Below are 21,122 nucleotides of genomic sequence, written 5' to 3' on the forward strand. Positions count from 1 at the left end.
CACCGTCCATCCCCCAGTGGACAGTTGCGTGAATTCCCTCAGCGTGGCGGATCGAGCCGGTGCACCAGCTCGGCGACGTCGACGCTGTATTCGCACCAGTCGCGGTCCGGTTGGTAGCCCAGCTCGGCGTTGACCTTCAGCATCGCCTCGTTGGCCTGCGCGTTCCAGGTCTGCACCTCGATCAGCTCCGGCTCGGCGGAGCGCAGCTCCAACAGCATCCGGGCCTTGATCGCCCGGTCGATGCCGTAGCCCCGGTGGTCCTGCGCGACGATGGTGTCGTACTGGTCGGCGCGGGTGGGGTGCTGGGCGGGCACCACCACCTCGGTCAGGCCGGCCACCTCGCCGCTCTGCTCGTGTCGGGCGAGCACGATGTACGGTTTCATGCCCCGCCGGTGCAGGGTGTCGAGGCTGTCGCGCAGCCGCTCCGGTTCGTAGGAGCTGGGGCGCAGCTCACCGTCGTCGACGTCGCGCACCTCGGCCTTCGCCCGCGCGTACGCCTCGATCAGGTCGTCCGGTGGCCCACCGGGGAAGAACTCCAGGTGGTAGCCCGCCGCGATGCCGGTGGCCATCTGCGTCAGCTCGGCCCAGTCGACCGCGGTGAGGTCGAGCACGCTGCGCGTCTCCACGTACTCCCGGGTGAAGCCGAGCGACTCGTAGAACCCGACCGCGGGCGTGTCGCCGACCACCTCGACCCCGATCGACCGGAAGCCCTCCTGGTAGACCCGGCGGGCAGCACGCAACACCAGGTCACGACCGAGACCGCTGCGCCGCACCGACGGGTGCACCAGCACCTCGAGCACGCCGATGTCACCGAGGAGCAGCACGTGCACCTGGCCGAGCACCGCGCCCAGGTCGCCGGGGTCGGTCGCCTCGGCCTGGGCGATCCAGGAGATCCGCCGCTCGCCGGGCATCACCTCGGCGAGGTATTCGCGCAATGAGGTCTCCCGCCACGGCGGATCCTGCGGCAGGTCGGCCGCCAGCACCGCGTTCAGCGTGACCAGCAGCGACGCGATCTCGGCGGACGACGCGGTCCTCGGGTCCCACTCGCGCACCATCACCCGTCTAGCTTGCCGCTAACAGAGGCCGGGGGGAAGTGTCCAGTTCTCCAACGTATCGAGACGATCACGTCACGGGCGGCTGGCCCGTCCGTACCGGTTGGCGGTGTCGTAGACGTCCTGGGCGTACCGCCGTACATCGTTGTAGGACAGGATCGCGTTCCACCAGTCGCCCGGGATGCTCAGGTTCCGACCACCCTTGCAGAGGTAGTTACCCGCCGCCAGGGCCGCGTCGTCCAGGTCGTGCGGGTCCTTGATCCCGTCATTGTCGGCGTCCGCGCCGATCTCCTGCCAGGTGGTCGGGATGAACTGCATCGGCCCGATCGCCCGGTCGAGGGTCAGGTCCCCGTCGAGCACCCCACGGTCGGTGTCGATGATCCGCATCCGGCCGCCGTTGCCGTCCAACGGCAGTCCGATGATCTTCGGTAGCGCCTTGCCGTCCTGCCCCAACCGCGCGCCGTTGGCCGACCCGTGCCCCGATTCGACCTGCCCGATCGCGGCCAGCGTGGTCCAGCTCAGCGCGCAACTGCGGTTCGTCTGCGCGAGCATCAGCTCGGCGTAGCCGTACGCCTGCATGGCGACGGCCGGGATGTTCACCTTGGCGCCGACCTGTTGAGCCCAGCCAGCCAGGGCGTCCGACGGCCGCCCGCCGATGCCGGGTCCGCTGGTCGGCAGTCCACCGCTCGGCAGTCCACCGGTGGGCAGTCCGCCGGTGGGCAGTCCGCCGGTGGGCAGTCCGCCGGTCGGCAGTCCGCCGGTGGGCAGTCCACCGCTCGGAAGTCCACCGCTGGGTAGTCCGCCACCCGGTAGGCCGCCTTCGGGCACCGGGCCGGTGGGCAGGCGGGCAGGCACCCCCGGCGGGACGGTGGGCGTGCCGGAGGCGTCGGCCGCGACCGGGCGGGGTGCGCGGATCGTGGCCGGCACGAGCAGGGCGCCCGCCGCCGCGGTCGCGGCCACCAGCGCCAGCAGGAAGAGGCCGGGCAGGGTGAGACGGCCACTCGGTCGACGAGCCCAGGCCCGGGTCGCACGGACGGCCGAGGCTGCCACCCGGCGCGGCGGCAGCCGTACCGCGTGCGCGAACGGCACCCGCCGTCGCCGGGAGGCGCCGGACGCCGGCACGGCGGGAATTTCGTCCACACTGGTCTTCGCCAGATCCGCGGTGACCTTGGTGACGGGCTTCGTCTCGTCAGCGGACACACCGGGCTTCGTGTCGTCGGCCGGCGCACCGGCCTTCGTGTCGTCTGTCGACTTGTCGGCACTCGGCCCGGTGGCGGACTGCGGCGCGCCCGGAGCAGTGGCGCTGCCGGTCGCCTTCGCGTCTCCGGTCGCCTGGTCTCCGACCTTCGGGTCGCCGGTCTTCGGGTCTTCGGTCTTCGGGTTGTCGGTCTTCGGGCTATCGGTCCTGGGGGCCGCTGCCCGCGTGTCAGCGCTGTCGTCGGCGACCGGATCGGGCTCGACCCGGTCTTTCGCGCCGACGCCGGCCGCGCCCGGCCCGGACCTGGGGGCGTCGGTCGGGCTGGACGACGTGGCGTCGGTCGGGCTGGCCGAGGGGGCGTCGGTCGGTCCGGAGGTGGTGGCAGGTGTGGGCGGCGTACTCGCGGTCCGGCCGCTCAGCCAGGGCCGGCGGGGGCGGGGCACCGCGCGTACCGGGTCGGGCGCGGCCCCCGAGCCCTCGAGTGGCCCGTCCAGCGGCGCGGCCGGTCGTAACGGTTGCACACGCGTGTCGTCCTCGCCGTCCACCACCCGTCGAGTATCACCCATCCTCCGCCGGACGTCAGTTCCCGTACCCTGGGCGCATGCCCCGGTACGAGTTCCGTTGCCGCGCCTGCGGCGACACTTTCGAGGTCAACCGTCCGATGGCGGCTGCCGCTGACCCGGCCGTCTGCCCGCAGGGACACACCGACACGGTGAAGCTGCTCTCCGCGGTCGCGGTCACCGGTCGGGGTGGGGCCGTCGGTGGCGCCCCGGCGTCCTCCGGTGGTGGGTGCTGCGGAGGCGCCTGCGGCTGCTGATCGGACCAATTCCCCGCCACCTGGTGGGCTGTTCTTGCCGTGACCGGGTCCGAGTGGCACTTTGAGGCGGCATCTGCCCGACCGTTCTCACGATGCGTTACCGCTCGGACTCAGGCAGCATGAACCCGACGTCACGGGCGGAGGTTCCACGCATGTCGCCACGGATCCAGCTCCCGAGCGGTTGGGTGACCTTCGTGTTCACCGATATCGAGGGCTCGACCCGGCTGGCCCAGTTGCTCGGCCCCGACTACCGCCCGGTGCTCGCCGAGCACCGACGGCTGTTGCGCCGGACGCTGGCCAGCACGGGCGGCGCGGAGTTGTTGACCGAGGGCGACTCGTTCTTCCTGGCCTTCGAGGACGCGGCAGCGGCGCTGACCGCCTGCCTGACCGCCCAGCGGGCGCTGTCCAACCACGACTGGCCGACCGCCGAAGCCGCACCCCGGGTGCGGATGGGCCTGCACACCGGTTACGCCGAGCCGCGCGACGGCGACTACGCCAGCCCCGAGGTGCACCGGGCCGCCCGGGTGGCCGCCGCGGCGCACGGCGGGCAGGTGCTCTGTTCGGCGCCCACCGCCCGTCGGGCCGAGCCGTTGCCGCCCGGTGCGACCCTGCTCGACCTCGGCCTGCACCGGCTGCGCGGTTTCGACGACCGGGAGCGGCTCTTCCAACTGGTCGCGCCGGGCCTGGAGCGGCAGTTCCCGCGTCCCCGCACCGCCGACGCGGTGGCGCACAATCTGCCGACCCAGGTGACGTCGTTCGTCGGTCGGCAGGCCGAGCGCGTCGAGTTGGGCCTGCTGGTGAAGCAGCACCGCCTGATCACGGTGCTCGGCGCGGGCGGGGCGGGCAAGACCCGGCTCGCGGTGGAGTTGGCCAGCGGGGTCGTCGAGTCGTACCCGGACGGGGTGTGGTTCGTCGACATCGCCGCGGTGACCGACCCGGGGTTGGTGGCATTCGCGATCGCCGCGGTGCTCGGCCTGCGACCCGAACCGGGCCGGCCGATGCTGGACACCCTTGTCGAGTACGCGGCCGGCCGCCGCATGCTTGTCGTCCTGGACACCTGTGACACCCAGCCGGCCGCCTGCGCGGAGGTGATCGCGCGGTTGTTGTCCGGCGGTGGTGGCGTACGGGTGCTGGCGACCAGCCGGGAGTCGTTCAGCCTGCCGGGTGAGGTGGTGTGGCGGATCCCGCCGCTCTCGGTCGACCCGCGCGCGGACGGTGCGGAGAGCGATGCGGTGGCGCTCCTGCTGGACCGTACGGCGGCGGCGCGAGGCGGCCGGCGGCCGGACCCGGCCGAGTCGGCCGATCTCCGCAGGGTGGTGCAGCGGTTGGACGGGTTACCGCTCGCCATCGAGCTGGCCGCCGCCCGGCTGCGGGTGCTCTCGGTGGGCCAGCTCGCGGAACGCCTCGACGATGTTCTCGGCACTCTGGACGCCGGTCGGGAGGACCCGGATCCGCCACCGGTGGAGCGCGGCTGGTCCGGCAACCAGCAGGACACGGTGGACCTGGTGGCCGCGGCGTCCGGGGCGTCGCCACCCACCGCGGCGAGCAGGGCGGTGCAGCGGTCGGCCACGGAACGGCACCTGACGATGCAGGCCACCGTCACCTGGTCGTACCGGACGCTCGGGCCTCGGGCCGCCCGCCTGCTGCGGTGGCTGTCGGTCTTCGCCGGGCCGGTGGACCTGGCGACGGTGGAGTGGCTGCTGGGCGACGACCCGCTGGATCCACTGTCGGTGCTGGTGGACAAGTCGATGGTGTTGGCCGAGCCGCGGGCCACCGGTAGCACCTACCGGATGCTCGACCCGATCCGGGCGTACGCGGCGCGGCGGCTGGCCGAGGCGGGTGAGGAGCGGGCCGCCCGGAATAGGCATGTCGCCTGGTCGGCCCATGCGGTGGACCGGGCACACCTGGGTCAGGACGGCCGCCCGGTGACGCTGTCGCTGTACGCCCTCGACCCGTTGGCCGGGGAGGTACGCGCAGCGTTGCGGTGGTGCGCCACGGGCGGTAGTGCCCGTGCCGGTCTCGGTCTGGCCGGTGGGCTGGACCAGTGGTGGCTTGAGCGGGGCCTGGCCCGGGAGGGGCGGCTGTGGCTGTTCCGGTTGTACGGGCGGATCGCCGAGACGGGTGAGCGGATCCCGGAGGCGGAGCTGGCGGCGGTTTACCACATGCATTCGTTGCACGCCGGCGCGGACGGTGAGTTCGCCGAGGAGTTGCGCTACTCCCAGCGGGCGGAGGCGGCCGCCCGGCAGGCCGGTGATGCCGGGTTGTTGGCCCGGGTGCTCGCCGGCCGGGCCGCGCCGTTGGTGGACATGGGGCAGTTCGTCGAGGCCGAGCGGGTGTGCCGGGAGGTCATCGACTGGGCGCACGGGCAGGACGTGGTCGGCGAGGCGCTGTTGGCGGTGTTCAGCCTGGCTGAGCTGCTCTGGCGGCGGGGCGCCCTGGGGGAGGCGGCGGATCTGCTGGGGGCGGTGCGTCCGGTGGAGGCGGCCCGCCCGGTGGAGCGGGGTCGGCGGTCGGTGGACATGCTGCTCGGGATGGTCGCGTTGGCCCGGGGCGATGTGATCGCCGCGCACGAGCACCTGCTGGTGGCACTGCGTTCGCGGATGGGCCACGGCTACCACGGTCGGGCGTGTGACACGTTGAACGCGGTCGCGGTGCGCTGCGTGATCGGCGGGGACCGGTTGACCGCGGCTCGCCTGTTCGGGGCGGCGCAGGCCACCCGGGCGAGCATGCGCGCGACCCCGGGCATCTACGGCGGCTACTGGGCCGAACAGCAGGCCGAACTGCGCGCGCAACTGGGTGACGCGGTGTTCGACGACGCGTACGGCGAGGGTGCCGAGTTGGGGCTGGACGAGGCCGCCGCGCTGGCACTGGACGTGGAACACCCGGACCTGGCGGCCGACTCGACCCGCTTCAGCACCGGCCTGTCCCAGCCCACCCCCCGCCGCCCCGCCGACCCCGACCGCCACCCAGCAACCCGCACCGAACGCGCCTAACCCCAGCCCTGCCCCCACCCCCTCAGCCTTGTTGATCAAGAGATTTGCGTCAGGAAACAGGCTCCTGGTGACCGAAACCTCTTGATCAACGCCGCCGAGGGGGTGGGGGTGGGGGGTTAGGCGCGGGCGGCGGCTGCTTCGGCTTCGGCCTTTATTTGGGCGGCGCGGTCGATGTCGGCCTGCTGGACGGCTGCTACCGAGCCGAAGGTCTTGACCGCCTGGTAGTAGGTCCAGGCCAGGCTGTAGCAGGCCGGTCGGACGACCGTGTTGTACGTGGTGCAGACGCGCTTCAGGTCCTCGTAGAAGGCGCTGTCCAGTCGGGACTTGTTGGCGGGGAACTGGCTGACCGCCTTGTAGTTGCGGTAGCCGAAGTCGTGCCGGTAGCAGCTGAGGCTGAAGGTGAACCCGAGCGGGTTGTCCGGGCTGGACGAGCAGTAGTCGGTGGACCAGGTGAAGTTGTACTCGGCCCAGGGTGCCCGGTTGACCCGGGCGCTGTTCCAGGAGTTGTAGCTGGAGGCGCTGGTCTGCGTCCAACTGGACAGCACGGACAGCTTCTGGGCGGGGGTGACGGCGGCGGCGGCGGGGGAGGCGATGGCGAGGGTGGCGAGCAGCGCGAGCACGCCCGAGGCGAACAGGGTGGCAAGACGTCGGGGCACTTGTTACCTCCGCGGGGGTGGGCGGGTGGGGCGGGAAGTTACCGGCGGGTCACCGGATGTCGACAAGTTTCGATCAGCTGATCAACTGCTCGGTATGTGCCTCGCCAACAATTGGTGACATGGGTTCAAACAGACGAATGCCCCGGCCGCTCGGGGCGACCGGGGCATTCCGGGGAACGGGTCAGCGCCTGACGAACGCCGGCGGGCTGGTGGGGCTCTCGTTGGCCGACCGGTCCAGCGCGGTCACCTGGTAGGTATAGCGCTCACCGGGCACGGCCGAGGTGTCCACCCAGGACTGCGTGCCGCCGGGTGTGGCGCGGACGGTATCGACCAGGTGTGCGGCGTCCGCCGTGCCGCACCGACCGGGCAGGGCGGTGCCGTCGAACCGGTAGATCGCGTACGAGGTGGCGGTGCCGAGTGGCCCAGCACCGTTGGCCGGCTGACGCCAGGTCAGCCGTACCCCGTCGGCCTGTCGGGTCGCCTTGGTGACCACCGGGAAGAGCAGCGGCCTGGCCGGCAGGTGCGGCATGGCCGGCACCAGCGCGGGCCGGGAGTAGTGCTCGGCGGCGTAGATGTCGGTGGCGCCGAGCCGGTTGGCCCGCACCTGGACGGCCGAGAAGTGCACGTTGCCCTGCACCTCCGGGTACGACCGGTTGAGCGTCAGGTGGTCGGACAGCTCACGCGGGTTCTGCCAGTACGGTCCGTACGCGGGGTCGCCGCTCTTGTAGTCGGCCTGGCCGATGTAGAGCTGCACGCGGGTGCCGCGCACCGTCTCGGCCCACCACGGGACGAGTCGCGCGTAGTCGGCGGCCGGGTACTGGCCGATGTACCAGTAGAGCTGCGGGACCACGTAGTCGATCCACTCCTGCTTGATCCAGGTGCGGGTGTCGGCGGAGATGATGTCGTACGACTGGCTGCCGGTGGTGTCCGAGCCGAGCGGGTCAGCGGCCTTGTTGCGCCAGATGCCGAACGGGCTGACGCCGAACTTCACCCACGGCTTCGCCGCCTTGATCTTGCCGTTCATCTCCTGGACCAGCAGGTTGATGTTGTCCCGCCGCCAGTCCGCCCGGTCGGTGAAGCCCCGGTTGTGCGTGGCGAAGGTGGCGTCGTCGGGCACCTGGTAGGTGCCGCTGGGGTAGGGGTAGAAGTAGTCGTCGAAGTGGACGCCGTCGATGTCGTACCGCTGGACCGCGTCCATCATCGCGGTCTGCACGAACTCGCGTACCTCGGGAATGCCGGGGTTGTAGTAGAGCCGGCTGCCGGCCACGCCGGCCGGCGGGTAGGCGAAGGTCCAGTCCGGGTGCTGCCGCGCCGGGTGGCCGGGAGCGAGTTGGGTGAGGTCGGCGCCGGCACCGCCGGGGGCCGGCATGGAGACGCGGTACGGGTTGAACCAGGCGTGGAACTCCAGGTTGCGCTTGTGCGACTCGTCGACGAGGAAGGCCAGCGGGTCCCAGCCCGGGTCCTGCCCACGGGTCCCGGTCAGGTACTCCGACCACGGCTCGTACGGCGAGGGCCAGAGCGCGTCGGCGGTGGGCCGGACCTGCACCACGACGGCGTTGTGGTGCAGCCGCTGGGCGAGGTCGAGCAGTTCCCGATATTCGGCCTGCTGGGTGGCGACCCGGTCCGGGCTGGTCTGGGATGCCTTGCTGGGCCAGTCGATGTTGACGACCGACGAGATCCACATGGCCCGGAACTGGCGCTTCGGCGTGGCCGGGTCGGTGACGCAGGTGGTGGTGGGAGTGGCGGCATCGGTCGCGGCGCTCGCGGGGGTGGCGGTGACGGTCGTCCCGAGCAGGGCTGCGACCAGCCCGGCGACTCCGAGTCGGGTGGCTCTCATGCGGTGTGTCCCTTCGTTGGGGCTCCCGGATGGTTCGCGGCGCGCGGCAAGATTCGCCGTGGATGTCCGCGTTGCTGGTAGAAAATTTTCACAATTTGGCAAGCGCCGCAAGGGTTCGTGGTTGACCAATCGCGCCGCTGGGTAGCAACGGCGGTCACCGGCCGCCACGGAGGTGGTCGCACGGTGGGAGGGGTGACCGCGTGTCCGTGCTGCGCACCAAACCAATCAAGGACGTGATAGCCCAAGGGGAGGCCGACGGCAGTGACGGCACGCTCGGCCTGAAGAGACGGCTCGGCGCGCTCGACCTCACCGGCTTCGGCATCGGCATCGTGATCGGCACCGGCATCTTCACCCTCACCGGCATCGAAGCCCGGGACAGCGCCGGACCGGGCGTGGTGATCTCCTTCGCCATCGCCGGCGTGGTCGCCCTGCTCGCCGCCCTCTGCTACGCCGAGTTGGCCTCCAGCGTGCCGACCGCAGGCAGCGCCTACACCTACGCGTACGCCACGATGGGCGAGATCGTCGCCTGGATCATCGGCTGGGACCTGCTGCTGGAGTTCGCGCTCGGCGCGGCCGTGGTGGCCCGAGGTTGGTCCGGCTACCTCGCGGAGCTGCTCGACCTGCCGACCCGATGGTTCGGTGAGGAGGGCAGCACGGTGAACATCGGCGCCATCGCCATCGTGCTGATCCTCGGCATCGTGGCGATCGTCGGCATCCGGGAGTCGTCCCGGATCACCAACCTGCTGGTGCTGGTCAAGGTGGCGATCTGCGTGTTCGTGGTGGTGGCCGGTCTGTTCTTCGTCAAGGCCGCGAACCTCAGCCCGTTCATCCCACCGGCCGAGCCCGCCGGGAGCGGCGACGACGGCATCAAGCAACCGGTGACGCAGGCGCTCTTCGGGCTGGAACCGTCCGTCTTCGGCTTCGTCGGGGTGCTCAGCGCCGCCGCCGTGGTGTTCTTCGCGTACACCGGCTTCGAGGCCGTCGCCAACCTGGGCGAGGAGACGAAGAAGCCCAAGCGGGACCTCACCCTGGGTCTGCTCGGCACGCTGCTGATCTCCACCGTGCTCTACATCGGCGTCTCGCTGGTGGTGGTCGGGATGGTGCCGTACACCGAGATCGACCGGGGCGCCCCAATCGCGTCGGCGTTCGAGTCGGTCGGCGCGGGCTGGGCCGCCGTGCTGGTCTCCATCGCCGCGGTCGCCGGCCTGACCAGCGTCATCCTCGTCGACCTGGTCGCGATGGGCCGGATCGGCTTCGCGATCGCGCGGGACGGGCTGATCCCGCCGTCGATCGCGAAGGTGCACCCGCGCTGGGGCACCCCGTACCGGATCTCCGCGATCATGACGGTGGCGGTCGCGCTGCTGGCCGGTTTCCTGCCGCTCTCCGCGTTGGCCGACCTGGTCAGCATCGGCGCGCTCTGCGCGTTCGTGCTGGTGTCGATCGCGGTGCCGATCCTGCGTCGCAAGCGCCCGGACCTGGAGCGGCCGTTCCGGGTGCCGTTCTCCCCGGTGCTGCCGATCGTCTCCGCGCTGGCCTGCTTCTACCTGATGCTCAACCTGTCGGTGGAGACCTGGCTTCGGTTCCTGGCCTGGATGCTGCTCGGCGCGCTGATCTACTTCGGTTACGGCTACCGCCGCAACCGGCTGGCCCAGCACGAACCGGCGGTCGCCCCGGCGCCGCGCGAGCCGAGCGCCTGACCGAGGTGCGGAGGGGCCGGGCGGCCCCTCCGCACGATCAGCTCAGGGACGGGGTTGCGGCGTGGCGGTCGGACCCTTGACCACCGGCTTGCCGTCGACCCAGGTCACCTCGTCGAGCCAGACCTGCCGACCGGGGTCGGTGCTGCCCTCCTGGCCGGGCGGCCAGGCGTGGTAGAGCAGCCAGGTCCGGCCGTCCTTGACGACCATCGAGGCGTGACCTGGGCCCGAGGCGGCCTCGGCGCTCTTCAGGATCGGGTTCTCGGCGGCCTTCACACAGGGGCCGGTCGGGCTCTCGCAGACCGCGTAGCCCTCCGCGTACTCGGCCCGGTCGTAGGCGTTGGCGGCGAAGAAGAGCAGCAGCCGACCGTCCTGGCGGTGGAAGAACGGCCCCTCGATCAGGGTGCCCTCCCACGCCTCGGTCTGCTTCAGCAGCTTCGTCGGCTCGCCGACGAGGGTCAGACCGTCGTCGGCGAGGCGCTGTGACCAGAGCCAGGTGTCCACCCCGATCGCGTTGCCGTCGTTCTTCCACAGCAACCACAGGCTGCCGTCGGTGTCCCGGAACGGGCTGGCGTCGATCGCCCCGCCCAGGTCGGCCTGGCAGATCAGCGGGCCGGCCGCGTCGTCCGAGTACGGCCCCTGCGGCGCGCTGGCCACCGCCCGTCCGACGCACTGCCGGCCCGACTCCCGGCCGGCCACGGTGTAGTAGAGCGCGAACCGGTCCGGCGCCAACTGGATGACCTCCGGCGCCCAGGTCTTGCCGGCGTCCGCCCAGTCCGGCAGCGTCGGCAGCGCGTCCCCGGCCTCGGTCCAGTCGACCAGGTCCGTCGAGGTGAGCACCGGGACGTTGCGGCCGCCGGAGTTGGTGTGGAACAGGTACCAGGTGTCGCCCACCTGGATCGCCTGCGGATCCGGGGCGTCGGTCTTCACGACCGGGTTGGTGAACATGCTGGGCTCGCTCCCGCTGCTCGTGGTGGGGGTGGGCTCGGTGTCGTCGGCGCAGCCCGAAACGAGCAGCGCGGCGGCGAGAACGATCGCCGCCGCGCCACGTCGCCGGGCGGTCGTGCGCGTCATCCCTTCAGACCGCTGCGGGAGACGCCCTGGATGATGTGCCGCTGGGCGAGCACGAAGAGGATCAGCACCGGCACGCTGGCCAGCACCGCACCCGCCATGATCACCGGGTAGTCGGTGACGTACGAGCCCTGGAGCAGGCCCAGGCCCGGCGGCAGGGTGAGCTTCTCCGGGCTGAACAGCACGAAGATCGGCCAGAGGAAGTCGTTCCAGTTGGTGAGGAACGACAGCACGGCCAGGGTGGCCAGGGCCGGCTTGGACAGCGGCAGCACCACCTTGTAGAAGATCTGCCACTGGTTGGCACCGTCCAGCGTGGCGGCCTCCTCCAGCTCGTTCGGCAGGGAGAGGAAGAACTGCCGCAGGAAGAAGACCCCGAACGCGCTGGCCGCGCCGGGCACGACCACCACGGCGAGGGTGTCGATCCAGTTGAGCTGGTCGACGATCAGGAAGTTCGGAATGATCAACGAGGTCGGCGGGATGAACAGCGTCCCGACGATCAGGGCGAAGGTCACCCCACGCCCCCGGAACTTCAGCCGGGCCAGGGAGTACGCGGCCATCGAGGCGGTCACCAACACCAGCAGCGAGTGCAGCGTGGCGGCCACCATGCTGTTGAGGAACCACCGCAGCACCGGGTTCGCCGAGTTGTTGAGGATCTGCTCGTAGCCGTAACCCGCGAGCGGATTCGGCAGCCAACTCGGCGGGATCTCCTGGGCGGCCGTGTAGGTCTTCAGCGAGGTGATGACCATCCACACCAGCGGAACCAGGAAGACCAGGGTCAGCGCGACCAGGATGGCGTAGAGCCCGACCCGGCGCGGCCCCGATCCGGAGCCGTTGGTGGTCGGCGTGGGCGTCGTCATGGCGATCCCCTCAGTCTTCCTTGTAGCGGAAGAGGCGGAAGTTGGCGATGCTCACGACCGCCAGCAGCAGGGCGAACACGATGCTCATCGCGGCGGCGCGGCCGGCGTTGTTGTTGCGCAGGCCCTCCTCGACGATGAACCACACCACCGTGCGGGTCTCCGTGCCGGGCGTCCCCTGGGTGATCAGGAACGACTGGCCGAACATGTTCGCCGAGGCGAGCACGGTCGTCGTGATCACGAAGAGCAGCACCGGACGCAACCCGGGCAGGGTGACGTTGCGGAACCGCTGCCACGCGCTGGCCCCGTCCATCCGGGCCGCCTCGTACAACTCCGGCGAGATGTCCTGCAACCCGGCCAGGTAGATCACCGCGTTGAAGCCGGAGGTCCACCACACGGTCACGCCGACCAGCGAGATCCACGCCCACGGCATGTTCGTCACCCAGGGCGTGTCCGACGGCAACCCGACCACGCCGAGGAGCCGGTTGACCAGGCCCAGGTTGGCGTCGAGCAGGAACCGCCAGAGCAGGCCGATCACCGCGACGCCCAGCACGTACGGCGCGAAGTAGACCGCCCGGAAGAACGTCCGGCCCGGGAAGGAGCGGTTGAGCAGCAGGGCCAACCCCAGCGGTACGACCACCAGCAGCGGCACCGACAGCACCGTGAAGATCGCGGTGGCGCGGATGCTCTGCCACCAGTCGCCGTACACGGCGGAGTCGCTGGAGAAGAGCTGCTTGTAGTTGTCCAACCCGACGAACGGCCGGTTGGGCAGCTGGAAGTCCCACTGGTGCACGCTCAGCCAGAGGCCGAGGATGATCGGCAACAGGCCGAAGACCCCGAACAGGACCAGGTAGGGGGCAAGGAACAGGTATGGCGTCGCCCGTCTGGTCCGACCCGCCGAAGCGGTCCGGCGGGCTTCGTTGGCCGCCGGGGGCGGCGCGTCACCGCGCGCCGCCCCGACCTCGATCACGTCCGCCACTGGTTATCAGCTCCCGTACTTCTTGCGGTTTTCCTCGAGCTGCTTGTTGGCCTTGGCCACGCCCTCGTCGAGCGCCTGCTGCGGCGTCTTCTTGCCGAGCGCGGCCACGTTGAACGAGTCGTAGAAGGTCTTGATGACCTCGCCGAGGCCCGGGGTCGCCGGCGGGAACGCGGCGTACTCCAGCTCGGGGGCGAGTGCCGAGATCTCCGGCAGCGCCTTGAAGTCGGCGCTCTCCCGGACGTCCTTGCGGGCCGGGATCTGGCCGCCCTTGGCCCAGTCCAGCGAGTGCTGGCTCAGCCAGTTGATGAAGACCTTCGCGCCGGAGACCTTGTTGGCGTTGGTCGCCCGCTGCTTCACGATCGTGAAGTTGTGCGAGTTGGCCCAGGCCGCCGGCTTGCTGCCGAGCTGGGGGAGCGGGGCGACGCCCCACTGCACCTCGGGGCTCTTCTTGAGGTCGTTGATCTGCCAGATGCCGTTGAAGGTGAAGGCGTTCTTGCCGCTCTTGAACGCCAGGTACTCGGCGTCCTGACCGACGTTGGCCGGCGAGTGGCCCTGCTTGATCATGTCGACCAGCCAGGTGCACGCCTCGACCGCCGGGCCGGAGTTGAACGTGGCCTTGGCCACCTCGGCGTCGAAGAGGCTGCCACCCCACTGGTTGAGCAGGGAGTAGAACGTCATGCCGCCGGTGAACTGGAACGGGCTGATCCAGAAGCCCTGCACGCCCGACTTCTTGAACTCGGCGAGCGCCGCCGTGAAGTCGTCCTTGGTGGTCGGCGGCTTGTTCGGGTCCAGGCCGGCCTTCTGCATGACGGCCTTGTTGTAGTAGAAGCCCAGCGGGTGCATGTCCAGTGGGATGCCGTACCGCTTGTTGTTGTAGAGCCCGCCCTGCCACACCGTGGGCGCGAAGTCCGCCTCGGAGAGCTCCAGGTTCTTGGCCACGTCGTCCAGCTCGCTGATCACGCCGCGGGCGGCGAAGGTGGCGAGCTGGTCCATGTGCATGACCGCGATGTCCGGGCCGTTGCCGCTGGAGGCCGCACCGGGGAGCTTGTTGTAGTAGTCCTCCCACTGGTAGGTGGCCACCGACACCGCGATGTTCTGGTGCTCGGTGTTGAACTGGTTGACGAGCGCCTTGAAGATGTCCCCGTCGCCGCCGGTGAAGCCGTTCCACAGCTTCAGGTCCACCTTGGGGCCGGTGTACTCCTTGCCGCCGTTGCCGGCGGCCGGCCCGGAGGCGTTGTCATCGCCGCCGCCGCAACCCGCGAGGGTCAGCGAGGCCGCGGCGCCGAGTCCGAGACCGAGGCCGAGCAGGCGCCGCCGGCTCATGTCGTTCTGGATCATGCTTTATCTCTCCTTGAGGGGGGACGGTATGAATTGTGCCTGCTCAGCCAGGTGCGACAGCTAGGCGCCGGCCGGGCCGAAGCGGAGCACGCTCCAGGACACGGCGGGCAGGAGCACGGTGCACCGGCCGCCGTCGGGGGTGGGGATCGGTAGGTTCCGAGGCGTCACCCGGTCCGGCTCGGCCTCGGTGTTCGTCGCCGACGGGTCAGAGCCGGCAGCGATGCACTCGAACGACAGACCGGACGTACCCGGCATGCCGCGCAGGTCGATCTCCAGCGGGAGATCGGTGGAGTCCCGGTTGACCGCGAACACGGTCAACTCACCGGTCTCCTCGTCGTGCACGGCGACGGTGTCGAGCACCGGCACGTCCCCGTACTTCTTCGTGTCGTAGCGCGGCGACACGGGCTCGGTACGCAGCACGGTGCCCCGCGCGTAGCGGGCGGTCAGCGCGAACGGGTGGAAGATGCTCTGCCGCCAGGCCGGGCCACCGGTGCGGGTGCGGATCGGCGCGATCACGTTCGCCAGCTGGGCCTGCGCGGCCACCCCGACCCGGTCGGCGTGCCGGAGCAGCGTGATCAACAGGTCACCGACGACCACCGCGTCGACGGCGGTGAAGGTGTCCTCGATCAGCGCCGGAGCCTCGACCCAGCCGCGCCGGTCCAGGTCGGCCTGGAGGCGGGACTCGTACCAGACGTTCCACTCGTCGAAGGAGATCTTCAGCTTGCGCCTGTGCCGCTGCTTGGCGGCCACGTGGTCGGCGGTCGCGACGACCTCGGTGATGAAGTTGTCCATGTCGACGGCCGAGGCCAGGATGCTGGCCTGATCGCCGTCGGACGGGTCGTAGTAGGTGTGCGCCGAGATGTAGTCGACGTGCTCGTAGGTGTGCTCCAGCACCGTCGCCTCCCACGAGGCGAAGGTGGGCATCCGCCGGTTGGAGCTGCCGCAGGCGATCAGGCTGATCGACGGGTCGATCATCTTCATCGCGCGGGCGGCCTCGGCGGCGACGCGTCCGTACTCGTCGGCGGTCTTGTGGCCGACCTGCCACGGACCGTCCATCTCGTTGCCGAGGCACCACAGTCGCACCCCGTACGGATCCTCGGCGCCGTGCTTGCGCCGCAGGTCGGAGAGCTCCGTGCCGCCCGGGTGGTTGGTGTACTCCAGCAGGTCCAGGGCCTCCTGCACCCCGCGGGTGCCGAGGTTGACCGCCATCATCGGCTCGACACCGGCCTCGGTGGCCCAGGTCATGAACTCGTCCAACCCGAACGCGTTGGTCTCGATCGTCTTCCAGGCCAGGTCGAGCCGGCGCGGCCGGTTGCCGACCGGGCCGACCCCGTCCTCCCAGCGGTAGCCGGAGACGAAGTTGCCGCCCGGGTAGCGGACCACCGAGACGCCCAGCTCGCGGGTCAGGTCCAGCACGTCGCGGCGCAGGCCACGGGTGTCGGCGCTGGGGTGGCCGGGCTCGTAGATGCCGCCGTAGACGCACCGCCCCATGTGCTCGACGAAGGAGCCGAAGAGGCGTCGGTCGGCCGGGCCGATGGAGAAGGCCGGGTCGACCGTCAGCTGCGCGGTCCGCAAGGGGGTGCCACCTTTCCTCGTGCCGATGCCCGGGTGAGCGCAGTCACCGTTCACCCGGTGTCCACCGTTTCTACAACGTTGTAGGCAACGTTGTAAAGAGCAGGTGACAAGGTAGGGTGCGCTGGGTTACCTCGGGGAGGTTGCGGAGTGCGACACAGACTCAAGGACGTGGCCGAACGGGCCGGAGTGTCGGTGAAGACCGTCTCCAACGTCGTCAACGGCTACCTGCACGTCCGGCCGGACACCCGTGCCCGCGTCGAGGAGGCCATCGCCGAACTCAACTACCGGCCCAACCTCTCGGCCCGCCACCTGCGCAAGGGCCGCACCGGCGTGATCGCGCTGGCGGTCCCGGAACTGGACATCCCGTACTTCGCCGAGTTGGCCCGCTACGTGGTCACCGCCGCCGCCGCGTACGGCTGGACGGTGCTCATCGACCAGACCGGCGGTCGACGCGAACAGGAACGGGTGGTCGCCTCCGGCATCACCGACCACCTCATCGACGGGCTCATCTTCAGCCCGTTGGCACTCACCGCCGAGGACCTGGCCGGCCTGGACGGCACCCCCATGGTGCTGCTCGGTGAGCGGGTCGAGCACGGCCCCGCGGATCGCGTGGTGATCGACAACGTGACCGCCGCCCGGCAGATCACCGAGCACCTGATCCAACTCGGCCACCGCCGGATCGCGGCCATCGGCTCCCAGCGCACGGACGAGGGCGCGAGCGCCCGGCTGCGCCTGGCCGGCTACGCCGACGCGCTGCGCGCCGCCGGGCTCGACTACGACGAAACCCTGGTGGCGCCCGCGTCGGCCTGGCATCGCGCCGACGGCGCGGCCGCCATGCGGGGCCTGCTCACCTCCGGCGTACGCCCCGACGCCGTCTTCTGCTTCAACGACACGCTCGCCCTGGGTGCCCTGCGCGCTCTGCACGAGGCCGGCCTGCGGGTGCCCGAGGACGTGGCGGTGGTCGGCTTCGACGACATCGAGGACGGCAGGTTCTCCATTCCCACGCTCAGCACCGTCGCCCCGGACAAGGAGCGGATCGCCGAACTGGCCGTCGAACTGCTGGCCAACCGGCTGGACGGCGACCGCGCCGCCCCGACGAGAGAGCTCTCCGCCCCCTACCGCCTGGAACTCCGCGAATCCACCCGGACCCCCTGACGTCGGGCCGGGTGGGTCAGTCGAAGAAGCGGGCCAGGTGGGACTTTGCTGCGGTCTCGGCCTTCGGGGGCAGGGGGGTCAGGTCGGCGAAGATCGAGGCGCCGTCGCAGCCGGCGTGCAGGGGATACCAGCGCGGGGCGCCGGGTGGCCGGCCCTGGCAGATCCCCTTGAACGTCTGGACGTCCATCAGTCGGACGTGAGTCGGGTCGGCCACCGCGTTCACGTGCCCCCACCAGGGGCTCATCACGTGCAGCACGCCGCCTGGACGGAGTACCCGGTGGCACTCGTCCACCAGCGGCAGGAAGTCGATCAGGTGCTCCAGGATGTGCACCGCGAAGAGGACATCCACCGAATCGTCGGCAAGCGGTAGCGAGCCGGACAGGTCCGCGACCGCGTTCACCCCCGGCGCCGGGTAGATGTCCAGCCCCAGGTTGGTCGACCACTGCTTGGTCGGACCGCACCCGAGGTCCACCACGACCGGCGCCCGCCCGCCGACGCCGACCCGGCACCAGACGCCGTAGACGCCGGCCAGTCGCCCCACCAGGTCCCGCACCAGCCGCAGCTCGGCGGGCTCGGCCACGTCCCCAGTGAGGTGGGCCACCCCCCGGTCGAACCGCACCTCGACCGCCAGGCCCCGCAGCCGGTCGTCGTGCCGAGCCTGGTCCGCCCATGCCTGGGCGAGGGAATCGTCGATCGCCCGCAGCCGGTCGGCCGAGGGTGGAGTCTGTGCCAAAGCGACCATGCGGGCCACCTCCCGCCGCGCGATACCCGCAATCGCGCCCGCTATGCCCGGCTCGTCCGCGTCGTCGCCCCCTCCGGCGCGGCGGGCATGGGCGTGTCGCAGGTTGCGGGGCAGGACGGCAATCATCTTGATGCCACACCGGCATCAAGATGACTCAGGGGCATCAGGCTCAACGGAGGCACGCCGTCCCGTGCCGAACCGCCACCGGTCAGATCGGCTCCTGCGAACACGCGGCAGGCCAGGTCGCCTCGCCGCAGGCCGGCGGTCGGCCTGCGAGAGCCTTTTGCCCCACGCCAACGGGCCGCGCCGGGCACTGGGCCGCGCCGGGCCGGTCGGGTCAGCCCGATAGGGTCCGACGGCCCCCGCGCACCCGCTGGCGGGGTTGCGGGGCGGCGGGTTTCGGCCGCTTCAGGTGGTAGCGGTGCAACTCGTGGTGGCCGGGCAGGGACGGGTCCTCGCTCATCGCGACCAACTCCCAGCCCTGGTCACCAGCCCGGTTCAGGTGGGCCAGCGAGGTGTCGCCGTACGGCGTCACGTCGACCATGGAGCCGTCCGGGCCGTACCAGACGAAGACGACCTCCCAGCCGAGGTCGTTGCTCGCCGCCTGGCGGCGGCGGACCAGCAGGGCGTACTCCCACTTGAGCATGGCGTCATTCTCACCCCGCGCGGCCGCGCGGGCACGGATCAATCCTCGGCGATCCGCCCGCCGTCCACCCGGAGCCGACGGTTCGTCTCGATGGCGGCCAACATTCGCCGGTCGTGCGTGACGAGCAGCAACGTTCCGGGATAGCTGGCCAGCGCCGACTCGAGCTGCTCGATGGCGGGCAGGTCCAGGTGGTTGGTGGGTTCGTCGAGGACCAGCAGGTTGACCCCGCGGCCCTGGAGCAGCGCCAGCGCCGCCCGGGTCCGCTCACCCGGGGACAGGGTGGCCGCCGGTCGCGGCACGTGCGCCGACCGTAGGCCGAACTTGGCCAGCAGGGTCCGCGCGTCTGCCGGCGACATGTGCGGTACGGCCGCGTGGAACGCGTCGATCAACGGCGCGTCGCCGAGGAACAGCCCTCGTGCCTGGTCGACCTCGCCCACCACGACCCCGGGTCCGAGTGAGGCGGTGCCGGCGTCCAGCGGGAGCCGCCCCAGCAGCGCGGCCAGCAGGGTGGACTTGCCCGAGCCGTTCGCCCCGGTCACCGCCACCCGGTCCGCCCAGTCGATCTGGAGGTCGACCGGGCCGAGGGTGAACCCTCCCCGGCGTACCACCGCACCTCGCAGCGTGGCCACGACGGCGCCGGCACGGGGTGCGGCGGCGATCTCCATCCGCAGCTCCCACTCCTTGCGGGGCTCCTCGACCACGTCGAGCCGTTCGATCAGCCGTTCGGTCTGCTTGGCCTTGGCGGCCTGCTTCTCGCTGGCCTCGGCGCGGAACTTGCGGCCGATCTTGTCGTTGTCGGTGGCCTTGCGTCGGGCGTTCTTCACGCCCTTCTCCATCCACCCGCGCTGGGTGCGGGCCCGAGCTTCCAGCCCCGCCTTGGTGTCGGCGTACTCCTCGAATTCCGCGCGGGCGTGCCGGCGGGCCACCTCGCGCTCCTCCAGATAGGCCGCGTAACCGCCGCCGTAGTGGTTGACCTGCTGCTGCGCCAGGTCCAGCTCCAGCACCCGGGTCACCGTGCGGAGGAGGAACTCGCGGTCGTGGCTGACCAGCACCGTGCCGGCCCGCAGCCCGGTGACGAACTCCTCCAACCGCTCCAACCCGGCCAGGTCCAGGTCGTTGGTCGGCTCGTCGAGCAGGAACACGTCGTACCGACTGAGCAGCAGCGACGCCAGCCCGGCCCGGGCCGCCTGACCGCCGGAGAGCCCGGTCGTCGGGTGGTCCAGGTCGACCGCGAGCCCCAGGTCTGCGCTCACCTGCTCGGCGCGTTCGTCCAGGTCCGCGCCGCCCAGGGCGAGCCACCGCTCCAGCGCGTCGCCGTACGCGTCGTCGGCGCCCACCGCCCCGGCGGTCAGCGCCTCGGTCGCCGCGTCCAACGCCGCCTGCGCGGCGGTCACCCCGGTCCGGCGGGCCAGGAAGTCCCGCACGGTCTCGCCCGGCCGCCGTTCCGGCTCCTGCGGCAGGTGCCCGACGCTCGCCGTGGGCGGGCTGAGTCGCACGGTGCCGGCCTCGACCGGCAACAAACCGGCGAGGGTACGCAGCAGCGTCGACTTGCCGGCCCCGTTCGGCCCCACCAGGCCGACCACGTCGCCGGGGGCCACCACCAGGTCCAGCCCGGCGAAGAGTGGGCGGTCGCCGTGCCCGGCGGCCAGGTCCTTGACGATCATCGTGGCGCTCATCAGTTCGGGAGCCTATCCGGCCGCCCGCATACGACCAGCCCCCAGCGGGCAGACTCAACGGCGTGGTGACCACACTGGCGATCGACTGTGGCGGCGGGGGCATCAAGGCGTCCGTGCTCGACGAGGCGGGGACGATGCGGGCGCGACCCCTGCGCGTGCCGACCCCGTACCCGTTGCCGCCCGCGCTCTTCGTCCGGACCCTGCTGGATCTCGGTGGGCGCCTGCCAACGGCGGACCGGCTGACGGTCGGCGTACCGGGGATGATCCGGCACGGGGTGGTGGTGACCACACCGCACTACGTGACCCGCAGCGGCCCGCGCACCCGGGTCGACCCGGACCTGGTCGCCGAGTGGTCCGGCTGGGACGCGCGCGGCGCGCTGGCCGACGCGTTCGGGGTGCCGGCGCTGGTACTCAACGACGCCGAGGTGCACGGCGCCGGGGTGGTCGCCGGCACCGGCTGCGAGCTGGTGCTGACCCTGGGGACGGGGCTGGGCAGCGCGCTCTACGACGGCGGGGTGCTCGCACCGCACCTGGAGCTGTCGCACGCGCCGGTGCGGTGGGGCACCACCTACGACACGTACGTGGGTGAGCCGGAGCGGCGGCGGCTCGGCGACGCCTTCTGGTCCCGGCGGATCCGGCAGGTGGTGGACGGGCTCCGCCCGGTGTTCCGCTGGGACCGGCTCTACCTGGGCGGGGGCAACTCCCGACTGATCCGGCCCGAGCAGCTGACCCGGATGGGCGACGACGTGGTGGTGGTGCCGAACACGGCGGGAATCGTCGGTGGCGTCCGCGCCTGGGAGCTGGCCGCAGGCCGCCGGGACGCGCGAACCTGACGTGAT

General features: G+C 71.1%; 17 protein-coding genes. 5 read left to right on the forward strand and 12 right to left on the reverse strand.

Annotation, left to right across the window (positions count from 1 at the left end; translation table 11 throughout):
- Positions 1–38: 38 nt before the first annotated feature.
- Positions 39–1,055 (reverse strand): GNAT family N-acetyltransferase, encoded by a 1,017-nt coding sequence (locus AB0A90_RS28475; RefSeq protein ID WP_357253981.1) that lies wholly within the window; start codon positions 1,053–1,055, stop codon positions 39–41.
- Positions 1,056–1,127: 72 nt separating this feature from the next.
- Positions 1,128–2,798 carry a lytic murein transglycosylase gene (locus AB0A90_RS28480; protein ID WP_357253894.1) on the reverse strand — a complete coding sequence of 557 codons (1,671 nt, stop codon included), beginning with the start codon at positions 2,796–2,798 and terminating at the stop codon, positions 1,128–1,130.
- Between the two features lie 53 nt (positions 2,799–2,851).
- Between AB0A90_RS28480 and AB0A90_RS28485 the strand changes: the two genes are divergently transcribed.
- The gene (locus AB0A90_RS28485) at positions 2,852–3,067 is read left to right on the forward strand and encodes a zinc ribbon domain-containing protein (protein ID WP_357253896.1); all 216 of its coding nucleotides are present in this window, start codon (positions 2,852–2,854) and stop codon (positions 3,065–3,067) included.
- A gap of 152 nt (positions 3,068–3,219) precedes the next feature.
- Positions 3,220–6,060 (forward strand): adenylate/guanylate cyclase domain-containing protein, encoded by a 2,841-nt coding sequence (locus tag AB0A90_RS28490; RefSeq protein ID WP_357253898.1) that lies wholly within the window; start codon positions 3,220–3,222, stop codon positions 6,058–6,060.
- A gap of 116 nt (positions 6,061–6,176) precedes the next feature.
- Here the strand turns inward: AB0A90_RS28490 and AB0A90_RS28495 are convergent, their stop codons facing one another.
- Entirely contained in the window at positions 6,177–6,716 is a 540-nt protein-coding gene (locus AB0A90_RS28495; RefSeq protein ID WP_357253899.1) for a phospholipase, read from the reverse strand.
- 181 nt (positions 6,717–6,897) lie between these two features.
- Entirely contained in the window at positions 6,898–8,553 is a 1,656-nt protein-coding gene (locus AB0A90_RS28500) for a family 10 glycosylhydrolase (RefSeq protein WP_357253901.1), read from the reverse strand.
- Between the two features lie 200 nt (positions 8,554–8,753).
- Between AB0A90_RS28500 and AB0A90_RS28505 the strand changes: the two genes are divergently transcribed.
- A complete protein-coding gene (locus AB0A90_RS28505) occupies positions 8,754–10,250 on the forward strand; it encodes an amino acid permease (protein WP_357253903.1) in 1,497 nt (498 codons plus the stop codon).
- Positions 10,251–10,292: 42 nt separating this feature from the next.
- On the opposite strand, the gene AB0A90_RS28510 is transcribed toward AB0A90_RS28505, so the two are convergent.
- The 5 genes from AB0A90_RS28510 to AB0A90_RS28530 are packed head-to-tail and all read right to left on the reverse strand — an operon-like array spanning position 10,293 to position 16,064.
- Positions 10,293–11,321: a glycoside hydrolase family 43 protein gene (locus AB0A90_RS28510; RefSeq protein WP_357253905.1), complete on the reverse strand. Its 1,029-nt coding sequence runs from the start codon at positions 11,319–11,321 to the stop codon at positions 10,293–10,295.
- Positions 11,318–12,175, reverse strand: coding sequence for a carbohydrate ABC transporter permease (locus tag AB0A90_RS28515; protein ID WP_357253906.1), 858 nt, complete (start codon positions 12,173–12,175; stop codon positions 11,318–11,320). Before AB0A90_RS28515 ends, AB0A90_RS28510 begins: the two co-directional genes overlap by 4 nt.
- A gap of 10 nt (positions 12,176–12,185) precedes the next feature.
- Positions 12,186–13,151 carry a sugar ABC transporter permease gene (locus AB0A90_RS28520; protein WP_357253908.1) on the reverse strand — a complete coding sequence of 322 codons (966 nt, stop codon included), beginning with the start codon at positions 13,149–13,151 and terminating at the stop codon, positions 12,186–12,188.
- Between the two features lie 6 nt (positions 13,152–13,157).
- Positions 13,158–14,489, reverse strand: coding sequence for an ABC transporter substrate-binding protein (locus tag AB0A90_RS28525; RefSeq protein WP_357253910.1), 1,332 nt, complete (start codon positions 14,487–14,489; stop codon positions 13,158–13,160).
- A 60-nt stretch (positions 14,490–14,549) separates the two neighbouring features.
- Positions 14,550–16,064, reverse strand: a complete 1,515-nt coding sequence (locus tag AB0A90_RS28530; RefSeq protein ID WP_357253911.1) for an alpha-N-arabinofuranosidase — start codon at positions 16,062–16,064, stop codon at positions 14,550–14,552.
- Positions 16,065–16,211: 147 nt separating this feature from the next.
- On the opposite strand from AB0A90_RS28530, the gene AB0A90_RS28535 reads away from it, so the two are divergent.
- Entirely contained in the window at positions 16,212–17,219 is a 1,008-nt protein-coding gene (locus tag AB0A90_RS28535) for a LacI family DNA-binding transcriptional regulator (RefSeq protein ID WP_357253913.1), read from the forward strand.
- A gap of 16 nt (positions 17,220–17,235) precedes the next feature.
- Here AB0A90_RS28535 and AB0A90_RS28540 read toward each other — a convergent pair whose 3' ends face one another.
- The 3 genes from AB0A90_RS28540 to AB0A90_RS28550 form a co-directional block, all read right to left on the reverse strand.
- Entirely contained in the window at positions 17,236–17,961 is a 726-nt protein-coding gene (locus AB0A90_RS28540) for a methyltransferase domain-containing protein (protein WP_357253915.1), read from the reverse strand.
- 337 nt (positions 17,962–18,298) lie between these two features.
- Positions 18,299–18,607: a hypothetical protein gene (locus tag AB0A90_RS28545; protein ID WP_357253917.1), complete on the reverse strand. Its 309-nt coding sequence runs from the start codon at positions 18,605–18,607 to the stop codon at positions 18,299–18,301.
- A 38-nt stretch (positions 18,608–18,645) separates the two neighbouring features.
- Positions 18,646–20,283 carry an ABC-F family ATP-binding cassette domain-containing protein gene (locus AB0A90_RS28550; RefSeq protein WP_357253919.1) on the reverse strand — a complete coding sequence of 546 codons (1,638 nt, stop codon included), beginning with the start codon at positions 20,281–20,283 and terminating at the stop codon, positions 18,646–18,648.
- A gap of 62 nt (positions 20,284–20,345) precedes the next feature.
- Here AB0A90_RS28550 and AB0A90_RS28555 point away from each other — a divergent pair, with 62 nt between their 5' ends.
- Complete coding sequence (locus AB0A90_RS28555; RefSeq protein ID WP_357253921.1) at positions 20,346–21,116, forward strand: ROK family protein; 771 nt, start codon at positions 20,346–20,348, stop codon at positions 21,114–21,116.
- The last annotated feature ends 6 nt before the right edge of the window (positions 21,117–21,122 follow it).

The sequence above is a fragment of the Micromonospora sp. NPDC049204 genome, from assembly GCF_040647935.1.
Classification (GTDB): domain Bacteria; phylum Actinomycetota; class Actinomycetes; order Mycobacteriales; family Micromonosporaceae; genus Micromonospora.

Excerpts from the sequence above, each read along its gene's own strand:
- AB0A90_RS28475 (WP_357253981.1), bottom strand. The coding sequence starts at position 1,055 with ATGGTGCGCGAGTGGGACCCGAGGACCGCGTCGTCCGCCGAGATCGCG.
- AB0A90_RS28485 (WP_357253896.1), top strand. The coding sequence starts at position 2,852 with ATGCCCCGGTACGAGTTCCGTTGCCGCGCCTGCGGCGACACTTTCGAG.
- AB0A90_RS28490 (WP_357253898.1), top strand. The coding sequence starts at position 3,220 with ATGTCGCCACGGATCCAGCTCCCGAGCGGTTGGGTGACCTTCGTGTTC.
- AB0A90_RS28500 (WP_357253901.1), bottom strand. The coding sequence starts at position 8,553 with ATGAGAGCCACCCGACTCGGAGTCGCCGGGCTGGTCGCAGCCCTGCTC.
- AB0A90_RS28510 (WP_357253905.1), bottom strand. The coding sequence starts at position 11,321 with ATGACGCGCACGACCGCCCGGCGACGTGGCGCGGCGGCGATCGTTCTC.
- AB0A90_RS28515 (WP_357253906.1), bottom strand. The coding sequence starts at position 12,175 with ATGACGACGCCCACGCCGACCACCAACGGCTCCGGATCGGGGCCGCGC.
- AB0A90_RS28525 (WP_357253910.1), bottom strand. The coding sequence starts at position 14,489 with ATGATCCAGAACGACATGAGCCGGCGGCGCCTGCTCGGCCTCGGTCTC.
- AB0A90_RS28540 (WP_357253915.1), bottom strand. The coding sequence starts at position 17,961 with ATGGTCGCTTTGGCACAGACTCCACCCTCGGCCGACCGGCTGCGGGCG.
- AB0A90_RS28545 (WP_357253917.1), bottom strand. The coding sequence starts at position 18,607 with ATGCTCAAGTGGGAGTACGCCCTGCTGGTCCGCCGCCGCCAGGCGGCG.
- AB0A90_RS28550 (WP_357253919.1), bottom strand. The coding sequence starts at position 20,283 with ATGAGCGCCACGATGATCGTCAAGGACCTGGCCGCCGGGCACGGCGAC.